The 21,616-nt window shown below is 69.2% G+C and carries 17 protein-coding genes and 1 pseudogene; 9 read left to right on the top strand and 9 right to left on the bottom strand.

Going from position 1 to position 21,616, the window contains the following annotated elements; all coding sequences use genetic code 11:
- Window positions 1-132 precede the first annotated feature (132 nt).
- Both KHF85_RS17985 and KHF85_RS17980 read right to left on the bottom strand, forming a co-directional pair.
- Window positions 133-1,236, bottom strand: a complete 1,104-nt coding sequence (locus KHF85_RS17985) for a DUF1615 domain-containing protein (protein ID WP_284567715.1) — start codon at window positions 1,234-1,236, stop codon at window positions 133-135.
- Between the two features lie 62 nt (window positions 1,237-1,298).
- Window positions 1,299-2,138: an NAD(P)H-dependent oxidoreductase gene (locus KHF85_RS17980; RefSeq protein WP_284567714.1), complete on the bottom strand. Its 840-nt coding sequence runs from the start codon at window positions 2,136-2,138 to the stop codon at window positions 1,299-1,301.
- Between the two features lie 84 nt (window positions 2,139-2,222).
- Between KHF85_RS17980 and KHF85_RS17975 the strand changes: the two genes are divergently transcribed.
- A complete protein-coding gene (locus KHF85_RS17975) occupies window positions 2,223-3,116 on the top strand; it encodes a LysR family transcriptional regulator (protein WP_284567713.1) in 894 nt (297 codons plus the stop codon).
- Between the two features lie 162 nt (window positions 3,117-3,278).
- Here the strand turns inward: KHF85_RS17975 and KHF85_RS17970 are convergent, their stop codons facing one another.
- The gene (locus KHF85_RS17970) at window positions 3,279-4,235 is read right to left on the bottom strand and encodes an IS1595 family transposase (protein ID WP_284566649.1); all 957 of its coding nucleotides are present in this window, start codon (window positions 4,233-4,235) and stop codon (window positions 3,279-3,281) included.
- 194 nt (window positions 4,236-4,429) lie between these two features.
- Window positions 4,430-5,437, bottom strand: a complete 1,008-nt coding sequence (locus KHF85_RS17965) for a class I SAM-dependent methyltransferase (protein ID WP_409976629.1) — start codon at window positions 5,435-5,437, stop codon at window positions 4,430-4,432.
- Window positions 5,438-5,501: 64 nt separating this feature from the next.
- Between KHF85_RS17965 and KHF85_RS17960 the strand changes: the two genes are divergently transcribed.
- The 4 genes from KHF85_RS17960 to KHF85_RS17945 all read left to right on the top strand — a co-directional run bounded on the left by KHF85_RS17960 (window position 5,502) and on the right by KHF85_RS17945 (window position 9,502).
- Window positions 5,502-6,377 carry a DMT family transporter gene (locus tag KHF85_RS17960; protein ID WP_284567711.1) on the top strand — a complete coding sequence of 292 codons (876 nt, stop codon included), beginning with the start codon at window positions 5,502-5,504 and terminating at the stop codon, window positions 6,375-6,377.
- A 180-nt stretch (window positions 6,378-6,557) separates the two neighbouring features.
- Window positions 6,558-6,905 carry a hypothetical protein gene (locus KHF85_RS17955; RefSeq protein ID WP_284567710.1) on the top strand — a complete coding sequence of 116 codons (348 nt, stop codon included), beginning with the start codon at window positions 6,558-6,560 and terminating at the stop codon, window positions 6,903-6,905.
- Window positions 6,906-7,077: 172 nt separating this feature from the next.
- A complete protein-coding gene (gene cycA / locus KHF85_RS17950; RefSeq protein ID WP_284567709.1) occupies window positions 7,078-8,457 on the top strand; it encodes a D-serine/D-alanine/glycine transporter in 1,380 nt (459 codons plus the stop codon).
- 133 nt (window positions 8,458-8,590) lie between these two features.
- Window positions 8,591-9,502, top strand: coding sequence for a CorA family divalent cation transporter (locus KHF85_RS17945; protein ID WP_284567708.1), 912 nt, complete (start codon window positions 8,591-8,593; stop codon window positions 9,500-9,502).
- Between the two features lie 16 nt (window positions 9,503-9,518).
- On the opposite strand, the gene KHF85_RS17940 is transcribed toward KHF85_RS17945, so the two are convergent.
- Entirely contained in the window at window positions 9,519-9,878 is a 360-nt protein-coding gene (locus KHF85_RS17940) for a hypothetical protein (protein WP_284567707.1), read from the bottom strand.
- Window positions 9,879-10,179: 301 nt separating this feature from the next.
- On the opposite strand from KHF85_RS17940, the gene KHF85_RS17935 reads away from it, so the two are divergent.
- A complete protein-coding gene (locus KHF85_RS17935) occupies window positions 10,180-11,079 on the top strand; it encodes an AraC family transcriptional regulator (protein WP_284567706.1) in 900 nt (299 codons plus the stop codon).
- Window positions 11,080-11,186: 107 nt separating this feature from the next.
- Here KHF85_RS17935 and KHF85_RS17930 read toward each other — a convergent pair whose 3' ends face one another.
- Window positions 11,187-11,966 carry a transporter substrate-binding domain-containing protein gene (locus KHF85_RS17930; protein WP_284567705.1) on the bottom strand — a complete coding sequence of 260 codons (780 nt, stop codon included), beginning with the start codon at window positions 11,964-11,966 and terminating at the stop codon, window positions 11,187-11,189.
- A 271-nt stretch (window positions 11,967-12,237) separates the two neighbouring features.
- Between KHF85_RS17930 and KHF85_RS17925 the strand changes: the two genes are divergently transcribed.
- From KHF85_RS17925 to KHF85_RS17915, 3 genes are all read left to right on the top strand, one after another.
- Complete coding sequence (locus KHF85_RS17925; protein ID WP_284567704.1) at window positions 12,238-13,251, top strand: hypothetical protein; 1,014 nt, start codon at window positions 12,238-12,240, stop codon at window positions 13,249-13,251.
- Window positions 13,252-14,008: 757 nt separating this feature from the next.
- A complete protein-coding gene (locus tag KHF85_RS17920; protein WP_284566813.1) occupies window positions 14,009-14,935 on the top strand; it encodes an IS110 family RNA-guided transposase in 927 nt (308 codons plus the stop codon).
- 120 nt (window positions 14,936-15,055) lie between these two features.
- On the top strand, window positions 15,056-15,829 hold the full coding sequence (locus KHF85_RS17915) for a lytic transglycosylase domain-containing protein (RefSeq protein ID WP_284567703.1): 774 nt from the start codon (window positions 15,056-15,058) through the stop codon (window positions 15,827-15,829).
- Between the two features lie 5 nt (window positions 15,830-15,834).
- Here KHF85_RS17915 and KHF85_RS20740 read toward each other — a convergent pair.
- The 3 genes and pseudogenes from KHF85_RS20740 to KHF85_RS17905 form a co-directional block, all read right to left on the bottom strand.
- Window positions 15,835-15,942, bottom strand: a pseudogene (locus tag KHF85_RS20740) (AIM24 family protein); the annotation flags it as partial.
- Window positions 15,943-17,634, bottom strand: a complete 1,692-nt coding sequence (gene treA / locus KHF85_RS17910; protein ID WP_284567702.1) for an alpha,alpha-trehalase TreA — start codon at window positions 17,632-17,634, stop codon at window positions 15,943-15,945. It lies immediately after the preceding pseudogene.
- Between the two features lie 861 nt (window positions 17,635-18,495).
- Window positions 18,496-21,381 carry a M16 family metallopeptidase gene (locus tag KHF85_RS17905; protein ID WP_284567701.1) on the bottom strand — a complete coding sequence of 962 codons (2,886 nt, stop codon included), beginning with the start codon at window positions 21,379-21,381 and terminating at the stop codon, window positions 18,496-18,498.
- Window positions 21,382-21,616: the final 235 nt, after the last annotated feature.

Below are 21,616 nucleotides of genomic sequence, written 5' to 3'. Positions count from 1 at the left end.
GGATCGGCGCAAGCAACGGCCATGGTGGATGCCACCCGCGTGCGTGCGCATTGCGCGCAGCGGGCGTCGCCGCCGCCATCGCGTGGGTGGACAAGCCGAAGTCGCGCCGCCCGTTGGATCTGTCTGCCGGTGTTACTTGCCCATGCAACGGCGCCAGCGTTCGGCGACGCGCTGTGCGAACCAGGCGGTGGTGAGGGTGCGGGTGATCTTCGGGCTTTGCAGGGTGATGCCGGGCAGGATCGCGCGCGGCAGCGGCTTGCCGGCGCTGCGTTCGGCCAGCGCGAACACCTTGCGGTAGAGCGCGGTGTCGCCGAAATCGGCGGCGTTGCCGCGTTGCAGGGCGCGGCGGATCTCCTTGTCGTCCAGCGCCAGGCGCGCGCCCAGGCTGCGTGCAACGCGCTCGGTGGCGCCGGGCTGGTCGATGTCGCTGCCGGGGATCAGCAGATCGCCGTCCAGCGCCAGGCTGGTGCCGCTGGCCTTCGCCAATGCCGCCTGGAACGCCGCATTGCGGCTGGCGTACCAGCCGGCGTTGAAGTCTGCGAAGCGGTACAGCAGCGTGTCGTAGTCGCTCGGGTAGCCGAGCAGATGGCGGGTGCCGAACCACACGCCGCCGCGGCGATCGAACACCTCGTGGCGCACCGTGTCCTGCAGCGGGTACGGATAGCCGTCGCCATGGGCCTCGGCGAAGGCGATGCTCACCTGCATCGGCCCGCCGGTGTGCACCGGGTTGAGGTCGCCGAACAGGCGCTGGCCCAGCGGCACGCTGCCGGCGAGGTCCTCGAAGATGGCGCTCAGTTCCTGCTCGGTGCGCGCAGCGGCGATGCGTTGGCCGTAGCTGCGGCCATTCGCTGAGGTCACCGCCAGCGCGGCGTCGAGCATGAACGCGGGCACATGCAAGGCGGACGCGCGGCGGCCGAGTTCGGCGCGCGCGATCTTGCCCAGGCCGGGTACCGGCGGATTGGCCTGGTAGGTGGATTCCTGTTCGATCACCGCCAGCACCGCGCAGATGTTGTCGGCGCTGGTGGCCAGTTCCTGCGAGGACAGCGCCACGTACACGTCGTTTGCCCAGCCGCTGCGGTCGGGGATGGCGGCCGGGATGCGCCGTGCGATGTCGGCCTTGATCTCGGTCGGCGTGCGCTCGGGCGCGCGCGGTGCCTGCGTGGCGCAGGCACCGAGCAGCAGGGTGGCGCACAGGGCGAGCAGGCGGGCGAACGGAGGTGCGGTGACGTGCGGCATGGTTCCGATGGCAGGCGCGGCGCATTCGCCGCAGGCGCCATCCTACCGTCCAACGCTGCGCTTCATGTCTCACGGATCCGGTGGTCGTGCGCGGGCGATGCCGCTGCAGCGCGATCTTCCTCGAACCCCCTCACATGCGCCGCGAACCCGATCTGGCCCTGGGCGACCTGCGGCCGTAGCGTCAGCTCGGGGATGGCATAGTCGCCGCCGTTCTGCTTGCGGAACGCGATCGGCGCGGCGCTGCACAGCGTGTCCAGGTGCTGGCCGAGCGCGGCGCGGGTCTGCGCGAACCGGTCGGCGTCCATGCGGCTGCTGCGATAGACCACGAACGGCGGCAGCACGTCGAAGCCGCGGTAGTGCAGGATGCCGTGCTGGATCGGGAACAGCACGTCGTCGATCGGGCCGTTGATGCCGCGCGGCGCGTAGTGCGATTCCCAGCCGCCGGTGGTGACGATCAGCATCGCGCGCTTGCCGGCCATGCTGCCTTCGCCGTAGCGGTCGCCCCAGCGCGCGTCGGAATGTTCGCCGACCCCGTAGGCGAAGCCATACGCATAGACGCGGTCCACCCAGCCTTTCAGGATCGCCGGCATCGAGAACCACCACAGCGGGAACTGCAGCAGCACGGCGTCGGCCCAGCGCAATTTGTCCTGCTCGGCGGCGATGTCCGCGCGCTGGCGGCCGTTGGCGAACGCGCGTTGCGAGTCCAGCGACGGATCGAAGCGATCGCCGGCCGCGCCGTCCAGGCTGTCCTGCGCATCGAGCGTCGGCTTCCACTGCATCGCATACAGGTCCGACACCTGCACGCGGTGGCCGCCGTCCTGCAGGCGTTGCACGGCGAAGTCCTTGAGCGCGCCGTTAAGTGATGTGGGTTCGGGATGGGCGTAGACCAGCAGCACGTTCATGGGCGACCTCGGTGATGGGATGCCGCCAAGGTAGGCCGCGGCCCGCTATAGTTAAAATGAATTACGGGAATTGCAGCTATAGCCATGCTTGATTTCGGACGCCTGGACCTGAACCTGCTGCTGACCTTAGATGCGCTGCTCGCCGAGCACAACGTGACCCGTGCGGCCGAGCGCCTGCACCTGTCGCAGCCCTCGGTCAGCGTGCACCTGGCCAAGCTGCGCGCCGCGCTGGACGATCCGCTGCTGCTGCCGGGGCCGCGCGGCATGCGCCCGACCGCGCGTGCCGAGGCCTTGCGCGCGCCGCTGCGGCAGGCGCTGGAGGCGTTGCAGCGCGCGGTGGCGGCGGAAGCGCCGTTCGTGCCGGCGCAGGCCGGCAACCGTTGGCGTGTGGCCGCGACCGACTATGGCGAATCGACCATCCTGCTGCCGGCGCTGGCGGCGCTGCGCAGCGCGGCGCCGGGTACGCGGCTGGCGGTACTGGAAATGGCGCCGTTGCAGATCGCGCGGCAGGCCGAGCGGGGCGAGATCGACCTGGCCCTGCATACCCGCGACGGCGCACCGCCAAACCTGCGCCAACGCACGCTGTTCGCCGAACGCTATGTGCTGGCCGGCCGCGCCGGGCATCCGCGGCTGCAGCGGCGGCCGACGCTGGCGCAGTTCTGCAAGCTCGAACACGTGATCGTGTCGCCGGACGGCGGCTGTTTCAGCGGCGTCACCGATGCGGCGTTGCACGAACGCGGGCTGCAGCGGCGGGTGGTGCTGTCGGTGCCGCATTTTTTGTTCGTCATCGACGTGCTGCTGCGGACTGATCTGGTGGCGATGTTGCCGGAGCGGCTGCTGCGCGACCATCCGGGCCTGCGCGTGTGCGCGCCGCCGCTGCCGGTGCCCGGCTATGAGATGGCGATGCTCTGGCATGAGCGCGTGCACCGCGATCCGGCGCATCGCTGGTTGCGCGAGCGGATTGCTGCGTCGGTATGAAGAACGTCGCGCGCTGTAGCCTTTTCCTGGGGTTTACATGGGGCGGAAGCGACTGCGGATGGCGTTGGGTCATGCGTCGCGGCGGGCTGTCTGTCGCGGCTGAAGCCGCTCCTACAAGGCCATGCGGCATGGCAAGCTGGCTGGATGCACTGTAGGACCTGATTAGCGCTGTGTCTCAGCTGTCGTACGCAGTTGCTGCTCTGTGAGCCTTCCCGCGCCGGCCAGGGCACTGGCCAGGCGCGGCACCATGGCGGCCAGGTTGAAGCGGCGATTGAAGCGGTAGGCATGCGCATGCAGGTAGCGCGCGCCGTATTTGGGGAAGTCCACCGCATGGTGGGTGCCGCTAAGCGCCGTTTTGAGATTGCCCAGGATCGTATTGACCCAACGCAGACGAGGCTGCTGGACGCCTTTGCGGCCGCTTCCGGTCACGATGGCATCGTGGGTCAGGCCTGCCCAGCCCACACCGGTGAACGCTGTCAGCCCATCACTGACGACATGGGTGCCCGGTGCCAGTGCCTGCTGAGCCCACGTGTGCACGACGCTTCTTCGGAAGCTGGAGACCACATCCAGGCGGAGATAGCGCGGGCGCCCTTGATGCAGGGAAACCGCTGCAATAAACGGCACTTTATTGCGCCACTGCGGTTGGCCTGGACCACCGGCGCGTTCGCCGCCCAGATAGGCATCATCGATCTGGACCTCTCCGTCGAGCCGGCGTGACTGCTCACGATCGGCCATCGCCGACATCACTTTGTGCTTGATCCGCCATGCAGTGCGATAGCACACGCCCAGTTGCCGAGCCAGTTCCAGCGCAGCAATTCCGTTCTTGGCTTGGCTCACCAGATAGATGGCCAGCCACCACACCCGCAAGGGAAGCTTGGTGTCTGCCATGGGCGTGCCGGCGGTCAAGCTGGTCTGTACCCGGCAGCGCGCGCACTGCCACAGGTGCTGGCGTCCCCGCTCAAAGCCACTGGCATGCGTGTGTCCGCACTGCGGACACACGAAGCCATTGGGCCACCTGGCCTGAACCAAGGCCTCGACACATTGCGCCTCGGAGCCGTAGCGGCTCAGAAAAGCCGGAATCGAAAGCCCCTTTTGGAACTGGATCCGATTGAGCGTCATCGCCGTATCTCACTGAAGAACCTGCATTTCTAAACCAAGGCAGCATCACCAGCTGAGACACAGCGCTAATCAGGACTGTAGGAGGGGCTTCAGCTCCGACGCTTTCTTTGCCGATGTTGCCAGGTCCAGCCTTGCGCTTGTCGCACCGATGACCCGGCCGCTCCTGCAAATGCCTGCAACCGAATCGAGATGGGCTAGCGACGCGTCGCCAGCACCCCGTCCAGCGCGAGTTCTGCGCGGAAACCGGCCCTCTCCAGGCGCTTGGTCACTTCGCGCGGCACGTCGCGGCCGCTGGTCAGCTTGTTCGGGCTGCCGGTGTAGTGGAACAGTCGTCCGCCGCGGCGCAGCACCCGCGCCAGCTGGTCGTAGAACGCCTGCGAATACAGCTCGCCGGCGATGCCGAAGCGCGGCGGGTCGTGCAGCAGCGCATCCACCGAATCGCTGGCAATGGCGCCGATGGCCTGGCCGACGTCGGCATGCGCCAGCTGCAGGCGCCCCTCGCTGGCGGCCGGATCCGGCGACCACGGGTTGAGCGTGCGCAGCCACAGCACGTCGGCGTTCTTCTCGAACGACTGCAGCTGCGCCACGCCGGCGTCCAGCGCGCAGGCGGCGAAATAGCCCAGCCCGCCACAGGTGTCGAGCACCCGCTTGCCGCGCGGTTCGATCAGCGCGACCTTGCGCCGCGCGTCCTCGAACGGCGATAGCTGCGCGCTGGGCAGCATCTTGATGCCGTCGATCTCGAAGGTCGGTGCGCCCCATTCGGTCGGCACCAGCTTGATCAGCGCGCCGCCGAAGCGCGACACCGGCGCGAACTCCTCGCCGTCCCAGTAGTAGATCGTGCGGTCCTTGAGCTTGGGCGGATACGGATACGCCTGCCCGCGCCATTGCCAGCGGTCCGCGGTGAGCAGGGCGTGGCCTTCGCTGCGCTGCAGATCCAGCGACCCTGTCCAGGTGGCGGCGCCGCCATCGCGTGCGGCAAGTAGCGCGTCGGCGAGCGGGCGGGTCAGCAGGGGGCCGGAATAGCGGGTCACGTCGATGGGGGCGAGGCGCCACGCGCACTGCGCGCGGCCTGGTTGGTCGGAGCGGGGCAGGCATCGTAACCGAGCCTTGCGGCGAAGTCGTGCGCCGGTGCCGGCGCTAGGCGTTGCGATACGCGCCCGCGGCAACGCCATGTCATGGTGGCCGCAGCGATGGCGACGCATAATGACGCCGTCTTCTCCCCCCAATGGCCGACGCCGCGCGCGGCGCCAGCTGCCAGGATCCGCGATGCTCAAAGGTGTGCTGCTCGGTTTCGCCTGCTATGCCGCCTATTCGATCAGCGATGCGTTCGTGAAGGGCCTGGAGGGAACGCTGCCGGCCTACGAGGTGGTGTTCTTCGGCGCGTTGCTGATGCTCGCCGCGCTGCTGTTCCTGAAGAAGCGCGGCGACCGCTGGCGCGAGGTGGTGGTGGCACAGCGTCCCAGCATCTGGCTGCTGCGCGCGTTCACCGGCGCGGTCGGCAATCTGTCGGCGGTCACCGCGTTCACCCTGTTGCCGATGGCCGAGGCGTTCGCGCTGATCTTCCTGATGCCGATCTTCGTCACCGTGCTGTCGGTGTTGCTGCTCAAGGAGCAGGTGCGCTGGCGGCGCTGGCTGGCGGTGATCGTCGGTTTCGTCGGCGTGCTGATCGTGTTGCGGCCGGGCTTCCGGCACCTGAGCGAGGGCCATGTCGCGGCCATCGTCTGCGGCCTGGTCGGGGCGGTGTCGGTGATCAGCCTGCGCATGGCCGGGCCGGGCGAGAAGCGCCTGACCCTGTACGGTGCCGGCGTGCTCGGTCCGTTGCTGATGGGGGCGCTGCTGATGCTGCCGACCTTCGTGTGGCCGACCTGGCAGCAATGGGTGCTGCTGGCCGGCTATGGCCTGCTCGCCGGGCTGGCGGCGATCTTGCTGATGTATGCGTCGCGGCTGGCGCCGGTCAGCGCGGTGGCGCCGACCCAGTACAGCCAGATGCTGTGGGCGATCGGTTTCGGCTATTGGCTGTTCCACGATCGCCTGGACTGGCCGATGTTGGTCGGCATCGCGCTGATCCTGGGCGCCGGCCTGTTCACCCTGGTGCGCGAGGAAAAAGTGACGCAGTGGTGGCGGCGCACCAAGATCGTGTGAGCCGTGCGCGTCATGCTGCGGCGATCCGCCGCCGCCCCGCCTCAGCGCGCAGACCGCGCGCGATCAGCATATCCCCGATGGTGCGCCGCGCGCGCGCTGCCGATGCTGGCCTCTCACGGACGAGGCACGGCATGGGCGCGCGGCGCCGGTTCCTTTCTTCCATCGAACCAGGAGATTTGCATGATCAATGCATTGGCAGGCGAGGCGCTCGGCCTCGATCAGGTGCCGTCGGGCCGCGTGGTGGCGGGCGTGGTGGCGGGCAACGGGCAGATCCGCAACGGCAGCGGTTTCTCGGTGGCGCGGACCGGTACCGGCCACTATCTGCTGTCGTTCCAACCGGCGTTCGAGACGCTGGGCGGGGCCGCCATCACCCAGATCTACAGCGGCGACGGCGACACCCGCGACAACGCGGTCATCCTCCGCATCGACGCGCGGCAGGTGCTGATCAAGACCGGCGACGGCAACGGCACGCAATCCGATCGCGACTTCAGCTTCGTGGCGCTGGGCCAGGGCGCCAAGCCGGTGTGATCGGGCTGCCGCTGCCGCTGCCGCTGCCGCTGCCGCGGCGGGGCGCTGCGCTGCACGTGGCCGCGCCGCGCCGCGGTGGCTGCGCGGCGTCGCCAGGCAAGGGCGCAACCACTGGCGGACGCTGGCCGGGTCCTCTATGTTGTCGGATTCTTCCCTGCCGATGGCCGCGCCCATGTCCGACCCGTCCGCCCAGCCCGACCATCTCCAGCGCAGCCTGTCCAACCGCCACCTGCAATTGATCTCGATCGGCGGCGCCATCGGCACCGGCCTGTTCATGGGCTCGGGCAAGACCATCAGCCTGGCCGGCCCATCGATCCTGTTCGTGTACCTGATCATCGGCGCGATGCTGTTCTTCGTCATGCGCGCGATGGGCGAGCTGCTGCTGTCGAACCTGGAGTACAAGTCGTTCATCGACTTCTCCACCGATCTGCTCGGTCCCTGGGCCGGGTTCTTCTGCGGCTGGACCTACTGGTTCTGCTGGATCATCACCGCCATCGCCGACGTGATCGCGATCGCGGCGTATGCGCAGTTCTGGTTTCCCGGCCTGGCGCCGTGGATCCCGGCGCTGCTGTGCGTGCTGTTGCTGCTGAGCCTGAATCTGGTGACGGTGAAGCTGTTCGGCGAAATGGAATTCTGGTTCGCGCTGATCAAGATCGTGGCCATCTGCGCGTTGATCCTGACCGGTGCCGGGCTGGTGGCCTGGGGCTTCCAGTCGCCGTCCGGGCACGTGGCGTCGCTGGCCAATCTGTGGAACGACGGCGGCATGTTCCCGATGGGCATCGGCGGTTTCTTCGCCGGCTTCCAGATCGCGGTGTTCGCCTTCGTCGGCATCGAACTGGTCGGCACCACCGCCGCGGAGACTGCCGACCCGCAGCGCAACCTGCCCAAGGCGATCAATTCGATCCCGGTGCGCATCCTGGTGTTCTACGTGCTGGCACTGATCGCGATCATGGCGGTGACGCCGTGGCGCGACGTGGTGCCGGGCAAGAGCCCGTTCGTGGAGCTGTTCGTGCTGGCCGGGGTGCCGGCCGCGGCCAGCCTGATCAACTTCGTGGTGCTGACTTCGGCCACCTCGTCGGCCAACAGTGGCATCTTCTCCACCAGCCGCATGCTGTACGGCCTGGCCGAGGAGAGGCACGCGCCGCGCGGCTTCGCCCGCTTGTCGCGCGCGGCGGTGCCGGCGCGCGGGCTGCTGTTCTCCTGCGCGTGCCTGCTCGGCGGCACGCTGCTGGTGTACCTGATCCCGAACCTGGTCACCGCGTTCACCCTGGTCACCACGCTGGCCGCGGTGTTGTTCATGTTCGTCTGGTCGCTGATCCTGTGCGCGTACATCGCCTACCGGCGCAAGCGCCCGCAGTTGCACGCGGCCTCCGCGTTCAAGATGCCCGGCGGCGTGCTCATGTGCTACGTGTGCCTGGCGTTCTTCGCCTTCGTGCTGGCCTTGCTGACGCTGCAGGACGACACCCGGCAGGCGTTGCTGGCCAGTCCGGTCTGGTTCCTGCTGCTGGGCATTGGCTATGCGTTGAAGCGTCGCGGCGGCGCGCGCGCCTGAAGCAGCGGCCGTCTGGCGTGGACGGGCCATAACGGGCGCGGCATTGGCGGCCGCGGTGCGCGCCTGCGCCGTTGACGTTCGCTTCAGCCGCAGCGGAGGATGCTCGCGCCCTCCCGCCCTCAAGCCGCACCCGATGATCACGATCCACCGCATCGCTGGAACGTCCGCGCCACCGTTCTGCTGGGTGGACCTGTGCCAGCCCAGCCGCGAGGAACTGGCCGAGGCCGACCGGCAGGTGGGGTTCGCCCTGCCCACGCGCGCGGCGATCGGCGAGATCGAGTTCAGCAGCCGGGTGCGCATCGAGGGCGACGTGCTGTTCCTCAACGTGCCGCGCTTCCAGGACGACGACGGCCCGACCGCGCCGCTGGGCTTTGCGCTGTCGCCGCGGGTGCTGGTGACCCAGCGCGAGCAGCGCATGGGGTCGTTGCAGGCGGTGGCCGCGCACTTGGAGAAGACCCCGTGCCGGAGCAGCGACGATCTGCTGCTGCGCCTGCTCGATCAGCTGGTCGGGCAGCTGGCGGACCGGCTGGAAGCGCTGGAGGCGGAGATCACCGAGACCACCCGCATGGCCTTCGACCAACCGCACGCCTCGCGCGATCTGGAGCGGATGCTGCACGCGGTCGGCGGCATGGGCCGGCGGCTCGGCGGCATGCACAACGCCGGGCAGGGCCTGCTGCGCCTGGCCACCTATCTGGACGGCGCCGCGCCGGACTGGTTCGGCGCCGATGCGTCCAAGCGCATCGGCCTGCTGCACAAGGACCTGGTCACCCTGAGCGAGTTCGAGCAGCACCTGGACGACCGTGTCGAGTTCCTGCTCGACAGCGTGCTGGGCATGATCAACATCGACCAGAACAACGTCATGAAGGTGATGGCGGTGGCGTCGGTGGTGGGCATCCCGCCGACGGTGCTGGTCGGCATCTGGGGCATGAACTTCGCGCACATGCCCGAACTCAAGTGGCACGACGCCTACTACTGGGCGTTGGGCGTGATCGCGCTGAGCGTGGTGCTGCCGCTGGCGTGGTTCCGCCGCCGCGGCTGGGTGTGAGCGCGGCGGTGGGTGGCTAGGCGGCGAGACTGTCGGCTTCGACGTCCGCTTCGCTGTCGCTGCGCTCCTCGCCGCTGACGTGCTGCACCGGCGCGATGTCCCAGGACACGGTGTCCGGATCGATCAGCGCATGGATCGCGGCGCCGCGCAGTTCGCGCATCAGCCGCCGCGCCGAAGTGGTGCCGTGGGCGACGCTGTCCCACAGCAGCATGTCGACCACGGTGCCGTCGCGGCGCCGCGCGATGCGCCGCGAGCGGAAGCCGGGCTGGCGCTGCAGCCAGGCATCGACCTCGGCATTGGCGCGCAGGAAGGTGCGCCAGGTGCAGTCCTGCAGGCGGAAGGTGGTGATTTCCAGGGCTTCGGTATGCGCTTGCATCGGCTCAGCCCTGCGCGTTGCGCGGCGCGGCGCAGTGCGGGGAATGGGGGCGGCAGGGCGCTGCGGCGGCGATCGGCGCGCCGGTGGGGGAGGAGGGGAGCAGGAGGGGCATGGGAGCACTCCGGTAGACGCGACGGGGGATCCGGCCTGCACAGAATGCGAGCGCGATGCCGCTGCGCGTTATCGCGATCCCGCGGAATTCTTGTCCGATCCTGCAAACCGTGCCGCGGCGGCGAACGTGCCGTCGCAGCATCAGGCAAGCTGTATGTCCCTGGATTGCCCGCCACCGCGCCCGACGCCGATGACCGCGCTCGCCGAACGCTATCAAGAAATCGCCGCACTCATTGCCCGATTGGCCGTCCCCGACGGCGACGGCGAGACCGCCATCGACGGCCTGTTCTGTTCGTACCGCACCGCGCCCTCGCCGAAGACGCACGCCGCACAGTGGCCGTGCTTCGCGCTGATGGTGCAGGGCGAGAAATGCCTGAGCCTGGGCACGGAGGAGTACCGCTACGGTGTCGGCACCTACCTGCTGGTGGCATTGGACCTGCCGGTGGTGTCGCGGATCACCCAGGCCAGCCCGGAGCAACCGTTGCTGGGCGTGGGCATGGCGATCCGCCCGGATCGGCTACGCGACCTGCTCGAACGCATTCCGCTGCCGGCGCAGGCCAGCGCCGACTGCGTGCGCGGCGTGTCGGTCAACACCGCCAGTGCAGCGCTGCTGGACGCGACCCTGCGCATGCTCAAGCTGCTCGAACAGCCCGACGATATCGCCGCGATGGCGCCGCTGATCGAGCAGGAAATCCTGTATCGCCTGCTGACCGGCCCGTGTGGCCCGAACCTGCTGCGCATCGCGCAGGAGGACAGCCCCAGCAACCGCATCGCCAAGGCGATTGCGTGGTTGCGCCAACATTACGCCGAGCCGCTGCGGATCGAAGACCTGGCGCGGCAGGTGAACATGAGCGCCTCGTCGCTGCATCACCATTTCAACGCGGTGACCGCGATGACCCCGCTGCAATACCAGAAGCAGCTGCGCCTGCGCGAGGCGCGGCGCTTGATGGTGGTGGAGCGGATGGACGTGGGTTCGGCCGGCTATCGCGTCGGCTACCAGAGCCCGTCGCAGTTCAGCCGCGAATACAGCCGCCTGTACGGCCGCTCGCCGCGCAACGACCTGGCCGAACAACTTGGCCAGGCTGGCTGACCGCACGCCGCCGTTCGCCGATTGCTACGGCATCGTGGTCGATGCGCATGACGCGCCGTACATCGCCGATCCCGGCAACCGTGCGATCTGCAACGCTTCCCGGCAAGCTACTCGGCCGCCTCCCCCAACCACGGCGCCTGCGCCTTGCGGTACTCGCCGCTGGCCTTGCTCAGGTGCAGCCACTGGTCCACGTAGGCTTTCCAGGCCATGTCGTCGCGCGGCAGCAGGAAGGCTTTTTCGCTGTACTGCAGCGGCTGCTGCGGGTTCACCGCGCACAGGCCGGGCACGCGGCGCTGCTGGAAGCGCGCTTCGGAGGCGTCGGTGATCATCACGTCGGCGCGGCCTTCGCGTAGTTCGCGGAAGATCGCGGTGTTGTCGTCGGACAGGGTCAGCTGCGCCTGCGGCAGCGCGCGGCGGGCGAAGGCGTCGTTGGTGCCGCCGCGCGGTTCGATCACCCGCACCTCGGCGCGATTGATCTGCGCGATATCGCGATAGCGCTGCTGGTCGGCGCAGCGTACCAGCGGGATCTTGCCGTCCACGTCGAGCACCGCGCTGAACCAGGCTTGGCGCTGCCGCGGCAGCGACACCGAGATGCCGCCGACGGCGATGTCGCAGCGATCGGCGAGCAGGTCCGGCAGCAGTGTCGCCCAGCGTGTGGGTACCCAGGTCACCGGCACCTGCAGGCTGGCCGCCAGCGATTGCGCCAGGGCGATGTCGATGCCCTCGTAGCCGCCGTCCGCGCGCAGCAGGCTGTACGGCAGGTAGTCGCCGGTGGTGCACACGCGCAGGGTGCCGCGCTGCGCGATGCTGTCCAGGTGCGAGGGCGCCGCGGTGGCCGGCAGCGTCGCGGCGGCGCTCAGCAGGCAGGCGCCGAGCCATCGGATCATGTGCTTCTCCACCACAGGTGTGTTCTCCAGAACAGGGGATATCGGCGGCGCCGGCGCGCGCTGGCTGTACGCCGGCTGTCGCCGTATCGGCGCCGGTCACCTTAGCCGGTTTCCTCGCGGCATGGCGCAGCGTCAAGCGTGGCGGGGGTTTTGCGCCTGTAGTCCGGCGGCGCATGACGCTGCATGACGGCGGCCGATGCCGACCGACACGGTGCGGCACAGGAACTCACGGCACCATAGCGGAGTCCGGAGACACTCATCCGGTGGACGCATGCCTCGCTATGGAATCTCGATCGTCGTGACGTCTGCGCCTGCGCAAGACCGGCTGCTGCACCTGGGGGCGGCCGCCATCACCGTGCTGATCCTGCTGCTGCTGGGCCGCCTGTTGTTGATCGCGCCGGCGGCGGCGCCGGCGCGTGCCCACGACGCGATGCGGCTGGTCTTCGTGCCGCGCTCGGTGCCGGTCGCCGCACCGTCGCCGCCATCGCAGGCCGCCCCGTCCGCGCCGCATGCCGCGGCACGGCGCGCGCCGGCTGCCGCGCGCGCGGCGCAAGCGCCGCTGCCGCCACCGACCCGCCGCGCCGCCGCGGTGGCCACGCCGGCCGCGCCGATGCGCGCCACGCTGTACACCCGCGACGGCAGCGCGCGGCTGCCGGACGGCGTGGCGGTGGACCCGTTCGCCGAGGCGCAGGGCACGCCGCCAGGCACCACCAACCCGCGCGACCTGGCCAAGGCCAAACGCCTGCTCGAGCGTCCCAACCCGATCGACTACCGGCGCACCCGCTTCGACAAGGACTGGGCCAGCGACGGCACTCTGGGCGACGTGGCGATGCAGGGCATCGGCGATGCGATGAAGAAGATGCTGTCCAAGAGCAGCCACCAGCCGGCGGTGGCGCGGCCGCCGCCGGACGTGCGCTTCAATCCGGCGCTGCACGAGCGCGCGGGCGATCTCGGCAGCGAAGCGACCGGCGATGCCTACAAGGCCGCGCCGATTGCGTTGGAAAAGGCGCCCGGCCTGGATGGCGAGGCCAGCCGCCGCATCCGCAAGGCGATCGGCGAACTGGAGCAGCGCCGTGCGGCCTGCCCGGCGGCGCAGCGCAGCCGCCTGCTGCAGCCGGTGCTGGACAACCTGGGCGACCTGCAGCGTGTGGAAAACGCCATGGCCCGCGGTGCCGACCCGATCCTGGCGCAGCAGACCCTGCCACGCGCCGCCGACAGCGCCTACGACCTGGCGCGGCGCGCGCTGTGGTACGCCGACCAGACACTGGCGGCGTGCGCGCCGTAAGGGTGGCGTTTTCCCGGCTGCTTGCCGTTGTAGGAGCTTCAGCCGCGACGAACGGAGTGGGCCGGCTATCCGACTTCGGAAACAGTCGGGACTGAAGTCCCTCCCACAGTGCACCCGGCCGGCTTGCTGCAAGTGCCTTGTGGGAGCGACTTCAGTCGCGACGCGTGGAGCCGTGCAGTTGCCGGGCTTCGGAAGCGATCGTGACAGATGGACCAAGAATAGGCCGGGGATCGCAGTGGCTTTGGCAACCTGTCGCGGCTGAAGCCGCTCCTACAGTGCACCCGGCGAGTCGGCAGCAAGCTTCCTGTAGGAGCGGCTTCAGCCGCGACGAACGAAGCCATCCAGCTATCCGACCTCGGAAACAGTCGGGACTGAAGTCCCTCCCACAGTGCACTCGGCCGGCTTGCCGCAAGTCTCCTGTGGGAGCGACTTCAGTCTCGACGCGTGGAGCCGTGCAGTTGCCGGGCTTCGGAAGGGATCGTGACAGATGGACCAAGAATAGGCCGGGGATCGCAGTGGCTTCGGCAACCTGTCGCGGCTGAAGCCGCTTGTGTCTGGAGATTGCTCTACAGTTTGAGTGGAGAGCGATGTGCGGCACGCCGACAGGCCGTAGTGTTCAAGCACGTGTAGGAGCCAGGGCGGCCGCACATCGACCTCGTTGCCTAGCCCGAACAGTTGAACGAGCGTTCGCTCGAACTTCACAAGCGTGGGCAGCGACGAGGTGGCTCTCTCCTGTCCCCCAGTCTACCTAACGCTTATGCCTCTTTGGATCGGTATCGATGTGGCCAAGGACACCTTGGCCGTCCACGTGCTTCCCCTGGACCAGTTGCTGTCCTTTCCCAATACCGCCCAGGGCCACCAGCGCCTGTGCGACCACCTTGCCGGGCACTGCGTCGGCAACGCGCTGCTGGAGGCCACCGGCGGCTACGAACGGGCGGTGATGACGGCACTGGCCACGGCAGGGATCCCGGTGACCCGGATCAATCCGCGCCGGGCACGCGCTTTCGCCACGGCCTTGGGCACAACCGCCAAGACCGATCCGCTGGATGCGGCCTTGCTGGCGCGCATGGCTCACCTGGTGCAAGCGCCCGCGCCGGCTCCCGATCCCTTGCGTGAGCAACTGCGCATGCTGGTCCAGCGCCGCGAGCAACTGGTCCAGCAACGTGACGACGAGCGCCGTCGCTTGCATCAGGCGACCCTGGCCATGGTGCGCGCGTGCCTGATCGAGCAGATCGGCGACGTGCGCCGCCGTATCCAGCGGATGAACCAGGCGATCAAGCAGGTGCGGTGCCAGCTCGACGATGCGCTGGCGCACGCCCTGGGCACGGTCCCGGGCATCGGCGAGGTCACCACCGCCAGCCTGATGGCCTATCTGCCCGAACTGGGGACGCTGGATCGTCGCCAGATCGCGGCCCTGGTCGGCCTGGCTCCCTACAACGTGGACAGCGGGCAGCACTGCGGCAAACGCCGCATCCGCGGCGGGCGTGCCACGATCCGACGAGTGCTGTACATGGCCTGTTGGAGCGTTGTGCGCACTCAAGCCTCCTTCAAGGAGCGTTATCAACAGTTACGGGCACGCGGCAAGCCCGCCAAGGTCGCCATCACCGCATGCATGCGCGTGCTGCTTATCCGACTCAACGCCATGGCACGAGATCGCACACCATGGCGTGAGGTTATCGGATGAGAAGACAGTTGCTCCTACAAGGGCGCGGGTCAAAACGAGCGTCCTGGCCGGTCCTCACTCGCGCCGACGCCCGCTGCGCGATGATGCGCGCCCACCGTCGCCGGTTCCATCTCCCGCCCCATGCGCTGTGCCCGAACGCTGCTGAGCCTGCTGCTGTGCTGCGGCGTTGTCGCCGCGGCGCAGGCGCGCACGGTGTATCGCTGCGTGCGCGACGGCACGGTCAGCCTGGCGACCGCGCCGGAGCCCGGGTCGCGCTGCACGCCCAAGGAACTGGACGATGCCGCGATCGCCATGCCCAATCTGTGGGGCAGCATGGGCGTGTTCAGCGGCACCCTGTACGAGCGCGAGCAGGACGGGCGCCTGGTGTATTCCACGCGCAACCTGCCCGGTTCGCGCGCGTACCTGCGCTTCACCGCGGTCACCCCACCCGGCGAGGCGGCGCATCCGGGACTGGGCAAGGTCGGCGCGCCGCAGTTGAACATGCACGCCAAGCAGTTCCGCGCCGCGGCGCGCGCCACCGGGGTGGACGATCCGTGGCTGCGCGCGATCGCGCATGCCGAAAGCGGCTTCGACGCGGCGGCGGTATCGCCGAAGGGCGCGCAGGGCGTGATGCAGCTGATGCCCGAGGTGGCGAAGGAATACGGTGTGGCCGATCCGTTCGCCGCCGATCAGTCGATCGCCGGCGGCGCGCGCTACATGCAGTCGCTGCTGCGCCGCTACCAGGGCGACCGCACCCTGGCCGCGGCCGCCTACAACGCCGGCATCGGCACCGTGGCGCGCTACCGCGGCGTGCCGCCGTATGCGGAAACCCGGGACTACATCGACAAGGTGATGGCGCTGTACCAGCGCTACCGCGAGGCGATGGGAATCAAGACGGAAACGCCGGCGCAGTAGCGCGCGTCGGTGAACACCGGGCCGCGCTGCACGTTCACCAGCAGCGTCAGCGGTTCGTAGTGCGAGGCGATGGCGACGATGCCGTGGCCGCCGCATACCCGCCGGACGCCGCCTCAGGGCGTGGCCGGCTCCGGCTGTGCGTGGCGCTGCGCGGCCGCTGCGGGCGGCGCGGCGACGGCCGGTTTCGCGTACAGGTCCAGCAACAGCAGGGTCACGCCGTTGGTCCAGCCGAAGCCGTCCTGCAGCGCGTATTCGCCGCCGCCGCCGCCCTGGGCCTTGGCGTCGACGCCGTACTTCTCCACTAGCTTGTGCTGCTGCGCGAACAGCGCCTGTACCCGCGCCAGGAAGCGGCTGCCAATGCGCTGCGCCAGCGCGTCCTGGCCGTAGCGGCGCAGGCCGTCCACCGCGATCCACTGCAGCGGCGCCCAGCCGTTGGGTTCGTCCCATTGCTGGCCGGTATGCAGGCGGGTGGTGGCCAGGCCGCCGGGACGCAGCAGCTGCGCCTGCACGGTGTCGGCGCTGCGCTTGGCGCGCGCCGGCGAGGCGATGCCGACGAACAGCGGATACAGCGCCGCGGCGGTGACCTGGTCGCGCAACCGGCGCTGTTGCCAGTCGTAGTCGGCGTAGTAGCCGGCGTCGCTCCACAGGTGCTTGTCCATCGCGGTCTTGCGCGCGCTGGCCAGGGCCGCGTAGTCGGTGTCGCAGCCGGCCGCGCCCGGGCTCTTGGCGCAGGCCAGGGCCAGGGTGGTTTCGAGGTGGTAGAGCAGGCTGTTGAGATCGACCGGGACGATGGCGGTGGTCCGGATCGTGGCCAGGGTCTTGCGGTCGCTGAGCCAGCGGCTGGAATAGTCCCAGCCGCTCTCGGCGCCGGCGCGCAGGTCGCGGTAGACCTCGGCGGCGGGGCGGTCCTTGGCCTCGGCCGCGGTGCGCACGTCGTGCAGCCAGGCTTCCGGGCGCGGCGTGTCGCGCGCGTCCCAGTAGCGGTTGAGCAGGCTGCCGTCGGCCAGCCGCACCACGTGCGCCTGCGCGCTGCCCGGCGCCAGCGCCTGCGCGCCCTGCATCCAGTACGCGTATTCCTTCTGCAGCTGCGGCAGGTAGCGCGCATAGGCCGCGTCGCCTTCCACCTTGGCCTGCAGCTGCACCATGTGCGAGAAGAACGGCGGCTGCGAGCGGCTCAGGTAGTAGCTGCGGTTGCCGTTGGGGATGTGCCCGTAGGTGTCGATCAGGTAGGCGAAATTGTCCAGCATCTGCCGGCTGCGTTCGCGCTCGCCGCTCTCGACCAGGCCGAGCATGGTGAAGTACGAATCCCAGTAGTAGACCTCGCGGAAGCGACCGCCCGGCACCACGTAGGGTTGCGGCAGCGACAGCAGGCTGCTGTGCGCCGGCACGTCCACCTGGCGCCGCACCAGCAGCGGCCACAGCGTGTCGATGTGCTCGCGCAGGCCGGTGTCCTGGCGGATCGCCTCGGTCTGCACCGGGCCGGATTCCTCGAAGTTGGCGGCGACGAAGCGGCGCAGGTCGAAGCCCGGCTGCTGGCGCTGGCCCAGGTAGTCGGCGTTGATCAGCGCCGGGTCGCGCAGCGGCAGCGCATCGACGAAGTGCTTCTGGTCGTCGAACAGTTCCTGCTGCTGCACGGCCTGGAACAGCTCGGGATAGGCCAGGTCCGGGGTCAGTGGCGCCGGCGCCGGCGCGGTCTGCATCGCGCGCGGCGCGGGCTGCGCCGAGGCGGTGTCGTAGTTGCCCAGCAGCAGGCCCAGCGACAGGCTCAGCAGCGGCGTGCAACAGGGAGGAGCGGCATGGCTCATCTGGGGTCCAGAGCAGGATGCGTGCGGCATGGTAAACGACCGAAGGAGAAGGCGGGTGACTGGCAGCTGTGGCGGCCGCTTGCCGAGGAACAGGCGCGCATGCGCCGCGATCCTGTCAGGGCATGGCGCGTGTAGCGGATCTGCTGATAGCGGCCGCGTTACGATCGGCTTGAACGGAGGCGTGGCCGGGGACATATCACAAGCGATGCAAAAGCGGGGCCAATCGGTTGGTCCCGGTGGTCGCGACCCGTGGCAGAAGCACCGGGTCTGCCCATCGCCCAGCGGATCAGCGTGCCGAGGGGCGAGGCTTGCAGTGACCTGGGTGGACGGCCGGCGGTGTTGCTTACAGATGGCGCTCCACTTCGCGCATGCCCACGTCGGCGGCACGCCGGAAGGCGGTGTCCACCAGCGCACAGTCCCTGTCCGACACGCCCAGTTGCTCGAACACCGCGCCACTCGTGCACCGCCGAATTCGCCGCCAGTCGGGCAGCGATGGGGAGCGGACGAGCCAACGCGATCTGCAGGTGATGGCCGGCTGTCGGCAGGGACCGCGAGCCAGCTGGGACGCATCGGTGCCGAGTTCAAGCGCGGCGCCTTCGCGCATACGCGGCAAGCCGGCGTCGGCTGCGCCCAGTGGGTCGGGATCCGGGAATCCGGCGTTACCGACACGATCGAGCCAGTCCCGACACGGGCTGGCTGACAGGATCAAGCACTCTCGACGGCTGTGCAGGACGACGCAGCGGGCAGCGTGTGGACCACTGCGCAGGGGAGTGTTGCCGAGACGTCCAGCGTCGCGGGCGATCCGCCCGCACGCCGCCTTGCAACGCATGGCCGGGAGTTCCCGGCCATGCGCGTGTCGCGTTACTGCCTGGTGGCCGCCTTGGCCTTCGCCTTGACCGGCTGGCCGTCGCTGCCCAGTACCTGCACCTCGCCCAGCTTCAGCGCGCGCACTGGCGCCTCGATCTGCTTGAGGTCGCCGACGATGACCCAGGTCATCGCCTGCGGGGCGACGATTTCCTTGATCGCCGCTTCCGCCGTGGCCTGGTCGATGCCTTCCAGGCGCGTCTTCAGGGTCTGCACGTAGTCGTCCGGGCGCCCGTACTGGACGATGCTCTCGACCGCGCCCAGCACCGCGCCGGTGGTCTCGAAGCTGCCCGGCAGGGCGCGGATGCGCTGGTTCTTGATGTTGGCGATCTCCTCGGTGGTCAGCGGCTTGTCGCCGACCACGGCCTTGGCCTCCTTCAGGATCTCGGCCACCGACTCGGCGGTCTTGTCGGTCTGCACCGGGGCGAAGAACAGGAACGGCCGCTGGCCCTGCGCATCGATCATGAAGCTTTCGGCGCCGTAGGCCCAGCGCTTGTCCTCGCGCAGGTTCATGTTCAGCCGCGAGGTGAAGGTGCCGCCGAAGGCGCCGTTGGCCACGCCGATGGTGAGGTTGTTCGGCGCCTTGGTCGACGGCGCCAGCAGGCCGGCCAGGATCAGCGATTGCGGGGCGTCGGTGCGGTTGATCAGGAACACGCGCGGCTTGGGCTGCGCGGCGACCTGCGACAGGGTTTTGCTCGGGTGCGTGGCCGCCGGCGGCTGCCAGTCGCCGAACGCCGTGTCCAGCTGCGGAATGATCTGCGCCAGGGTGGTGTCGCCGGCGACCAGGATGCGCAGGTTGTCCGGGCGCAGCCAGCTGTTCTGGAACGCGGTCAGGTCGCTGGCGCTCAGGCTCTTGATCGCCTTTTCGGTGCCGCTGCCGGTGAGCGGTACGCCGTAGGGATGGTGCGGGCCGTACAGCAGCGGCGGCAGGGTGCGCAGCGCCAGGCTCTGCGGCTCGGTCTTTTCCTGCGCGATGGAGGCCAGCCGCTGGCCGCGGACGCGCTCGATGTCCTCGGCCTTGAACGCCGGGTTGCGCACGATGTCGGCGAACAGCGCCAGCGACGGCGCCAACTGGTCGTTGAGCGCGTCGAGCGAGGCGGCGCAGCTGTCCAACTCGCACGCCACGCTGGTGATCGCGCCCAGGCGCTGGCGGCGCTTCGCCACTTCCACCGAATCCAGGCTGCGGGTGCTCTCGTTCATCAGCGCCGCAGTGAAGTTGGCGGTGCCGAGCTTGCCGCCCTGGTCGGCCGCGTAGCCGGCGTCGAACAGCAGTTCCACCTTGGTCACGGGGATGGTATGGCGTTCGGCCAGCACCACCTCGATGCCGTTCTTGAGCTTGCCGCGCTGCAGCTGCGGGAAGCTCAGGTTCGGGAACTGGCTGGTTTCCGGGATGCCGGCGGCGCGGTCCACCTGGTTTTTGCCGACGCTGTAGCTGGCCTTGGCCGGCAGCGTGGGCGCGGGCTTGCCGGCGGCCACGGGCAGCGGCTTGACCGCCTTGTCCTCGGCTACCGGGTCGAAGCCGTCGCCGGCCGGCAGCACGGTCAGCAGGTAGTCGCCCTTGCCGAACCAGGTGTCGGCGGCCTTGCGCACGCTCGCCGCGGTGGCGGCTTGGGCGCGCTGCAGGTCGTGCTGGTAGGCGCCCGGATCCTTGCGGTAGACCTGGCCCTCGGCCAGGATCGCGGCCTTGCCGCCGACCTCCTCCAGGCCGCGCACGAAGCTGGCCCGTGCAGCGATCTGCGCGCGCTGCAGTTCGTCGGCGCTCGGGCCTTCGGCCAGGAACTTCTGCAATTCGTCGGCGATGGCGGCCTCGACCTTGGCCGGGTCCACGCCGTCCTTCACGTCGGCGCTGATCTGCAGTTGGCTGGCCAGCGCGAACGGCTGGATGCTGGCCGAGACGTCGTCCACCAGGTTGTCGCGGTACACCAGGCGCTGGTACAGGCGGCTGGTCTTGCCGCCGCCGAGCACGGTGGTGGCCAGCTCCAGCTGCACCGCGTCGTCGCTGCCCAGCTGCGGCGCCACCCAGGTGCGGTAGAGGCGCGGCTGCGCGACATGGTCGTGCTGCACGCCACGGGTCTGCCTGGCCAGCGGGGTGATCCACGGCTGCTGGCGCGGCACCGGCTTGCCGGCGGGGATGTCGCCGAAATACTGCGCGGCCTTGGCCTTGGCCTGGGCCACGGTGATGTCGCCGGCCAGCACCAGGGTGGTGTTGGCGGCGCCGTAGTTGTCGTGGAACCACTGCTTGACGTCGTCCAGCGAGGCCGCGTCGAGGTCGGCCATCGAACCGATGGTGTCGTGCTGGTACGGGTGGTTGGCCGGGAAGATGTTGGCCAGGATGTTCTCGTCCACGCGTCCATACGGGCGGTTCTCGCCCTGGCGCTTCTCGTTCTGCACCACGCCGCGCTGGGTATCCAGTTCCTTCTGCCCGATCGCGCCGAGCAGGTGGCCCATACGGTCCGATTCCATCCACAGCGCCAGGTCCAGTGCGGTGGTCGGCACGGTCTCGAAGTAGTTGGTGCGGTCGAACCAGGTGGTGCCGTTCATGTCGGTGGCGCCGACCTTCTCGAACGGCTCGAAATAGGTGCCCTTGTGGTTTTCCGAGCCGGAGAACATCAGGTGCTCGAACAGGTGAGCGAAGCCGGTCTTGCCGGCCGGCTCGTCGCCGGAGCCGATGTGGTACCAGATGCTCACTGCCACCACCGGCGCCTTGTGGTCTTCGTGCACCACCACGGTCAGGCCGTTGGGCAGGGTGAAGCGGGTGTAGGCGATCTCCGGCACGGTGGCCTTGGCGGCCAGTGCCGGCGGCGCGGCGCTGGCTGGGGCGCTGGCGGCGCCGACGCCAAGGGTGAGGATGCTGGAGATCAACAACGACAAGGGTCGGAGCATGGGCAGGGCCTGATGAGGAGGATCGAACAGCATAGTGGCCGCGTGCCGGCCCCGGAAGGTGACTTATGGCAGGGCACCGATGCCTGGCCGCGGGGGCTGTGCCGAGCCGCGGACGCCGGCAGCGGTTGCAGTGGCGGCCGCTGCCGAGGACAAGCCCGTCGTCCGATGTCCGATGTGTCGCGCAGGACGGATCCGCGCACGCAACGATCGTCATCCGCACCGCGCCGCATGGCGC

Origin of the sequence: Xanthomonas graminis pv. graminis, assembly GCF_030168915.1 — a bacterium.
In the GTDB taxonomy this organism is placed as follows: Bacteria; Pseudomonadota; Gammaproteobacteria; order Xanthomonadales; family Xanthomonadaceae; genus Xanthomonas_A; species Xanthomonas_A translucens.
This window is presented reverse-complemented; position numbering and strand designations above follow the sequence as displayed.

Coding starts and splice junctions, on each gene's coding strand:
- KHF85_RS17985 (WP_284567715.1), bottom strand. CDS start 1,236: ATGCCGCACGTCACCGCACCTCCGTTCGCCCGCCTGCTCGCCCTGTGC.
- KHF85_RS17980 (WP_284567714.1), bottom strand. CDS start 2,138: ATGAACGTGCTGCTGGTCTACGCCCATCCCGAACCCACATCACTTAAC.
- KHF85_RS17975 (WP_284567713.1), top strand. CDS start 2,223: ATGCTTGATTTCGGACGCCTGGACCTGAACCTGCTGCTGACCTTAGAT.
- KHF85_RS17970 (WP_284566649.1), bottom strand. CDS start 4,235: ATGACGCTCAATCGGATCCAGTTCCAAAAGGGGCTTTCGATTCCGGCT.
- KHF85_RS17965 (WP_409976629.1), bottom strand. CDS start 5,437: ATGCGTCGCCATCGCTGCGGCCACCATGACATGGCGTTGCCGCGGGCG.
- KHF85_RS17960 (WP_284567711.1), top strand. CDS start 5,502: ATGCTCAAAGGTGTGCTGCTCGGTTTCGCCTGCTATGCCGCCTATTCG.
- KHF85_RS17955 (WP_284567710.1), top strand. CDS start 6,558: ATGATCAATGCATTGGCAGGCGAGGCGCTCGGCCTCGATCAGGTGCCG.
- cycA (WP_284567709.1), top strand. CDS start 7,078: ATGTCCGACCCGTCCGCCCAGCCCGACCATCTCCAGCGCAGCCTGTCC.
- KHF85_RS17945 (WP_284567708.1), top strand. CDS start 8,591: ATGATCACGATCCACCGCATCGCTGGAACGTCCGCGCCACCGTTCTGC.
- KHF85_RS17940 (WP_284567707.1), bottom strand. CDS start 9,878: ATGCAAGCGCATACCGAAGCCCTGGAAATCACCACCTTCCGCCTGCAG.
- KHF85_RS17935 (WP_284567706.1), top strand. CDS start 10,180: ATGACCGCGCTCGCCGAACGCTATCAAGAAATCGCCGCACTCATTGCC.
- KHF85_RS17930 (WP_284567705.1), bottom strand. CDS start 11,966: ATGATCCGATGGCTCGGCGCCTGCCTGCTGAGCGCCGCCGCGACGCTG.
- KHF85_RS17925 (WP_284567704.1), top strand. CDS start 12,238: ATGCCTCGCTATGGAATCTCGATCGTCGTGACGTCTGCGCCTGCGCAA.
- KHF85_RS17920 (WP_284566813.1), top strand. CDS start 14,009: ATGCCTCTTTGGATCGGTATCGATGTGGCCAAGGACACCTTGGCCGTC.
- KHF85_RS17915 (WP_284567703.1), top strand. CDS start 15,056: ATGCGCTGTGCCCGAACGCTGCTGAGCCTGCTGCTGTGCTGCGGCGTT.
- treA (WP_284567702.1), bottom strand. CDS start 17,634: ATGAGCCATGCCGCTCCTCCCTGTTGCACGCCGCTGCTGAGCCTGTCG.
- KHF85_RS17905 (WP_284567701.1), bottom strand. CDS start 21,381: ATGCTCCGACCCTTGTCGTTGTTGATCTCCAGCATCCTCACCCTTGGC.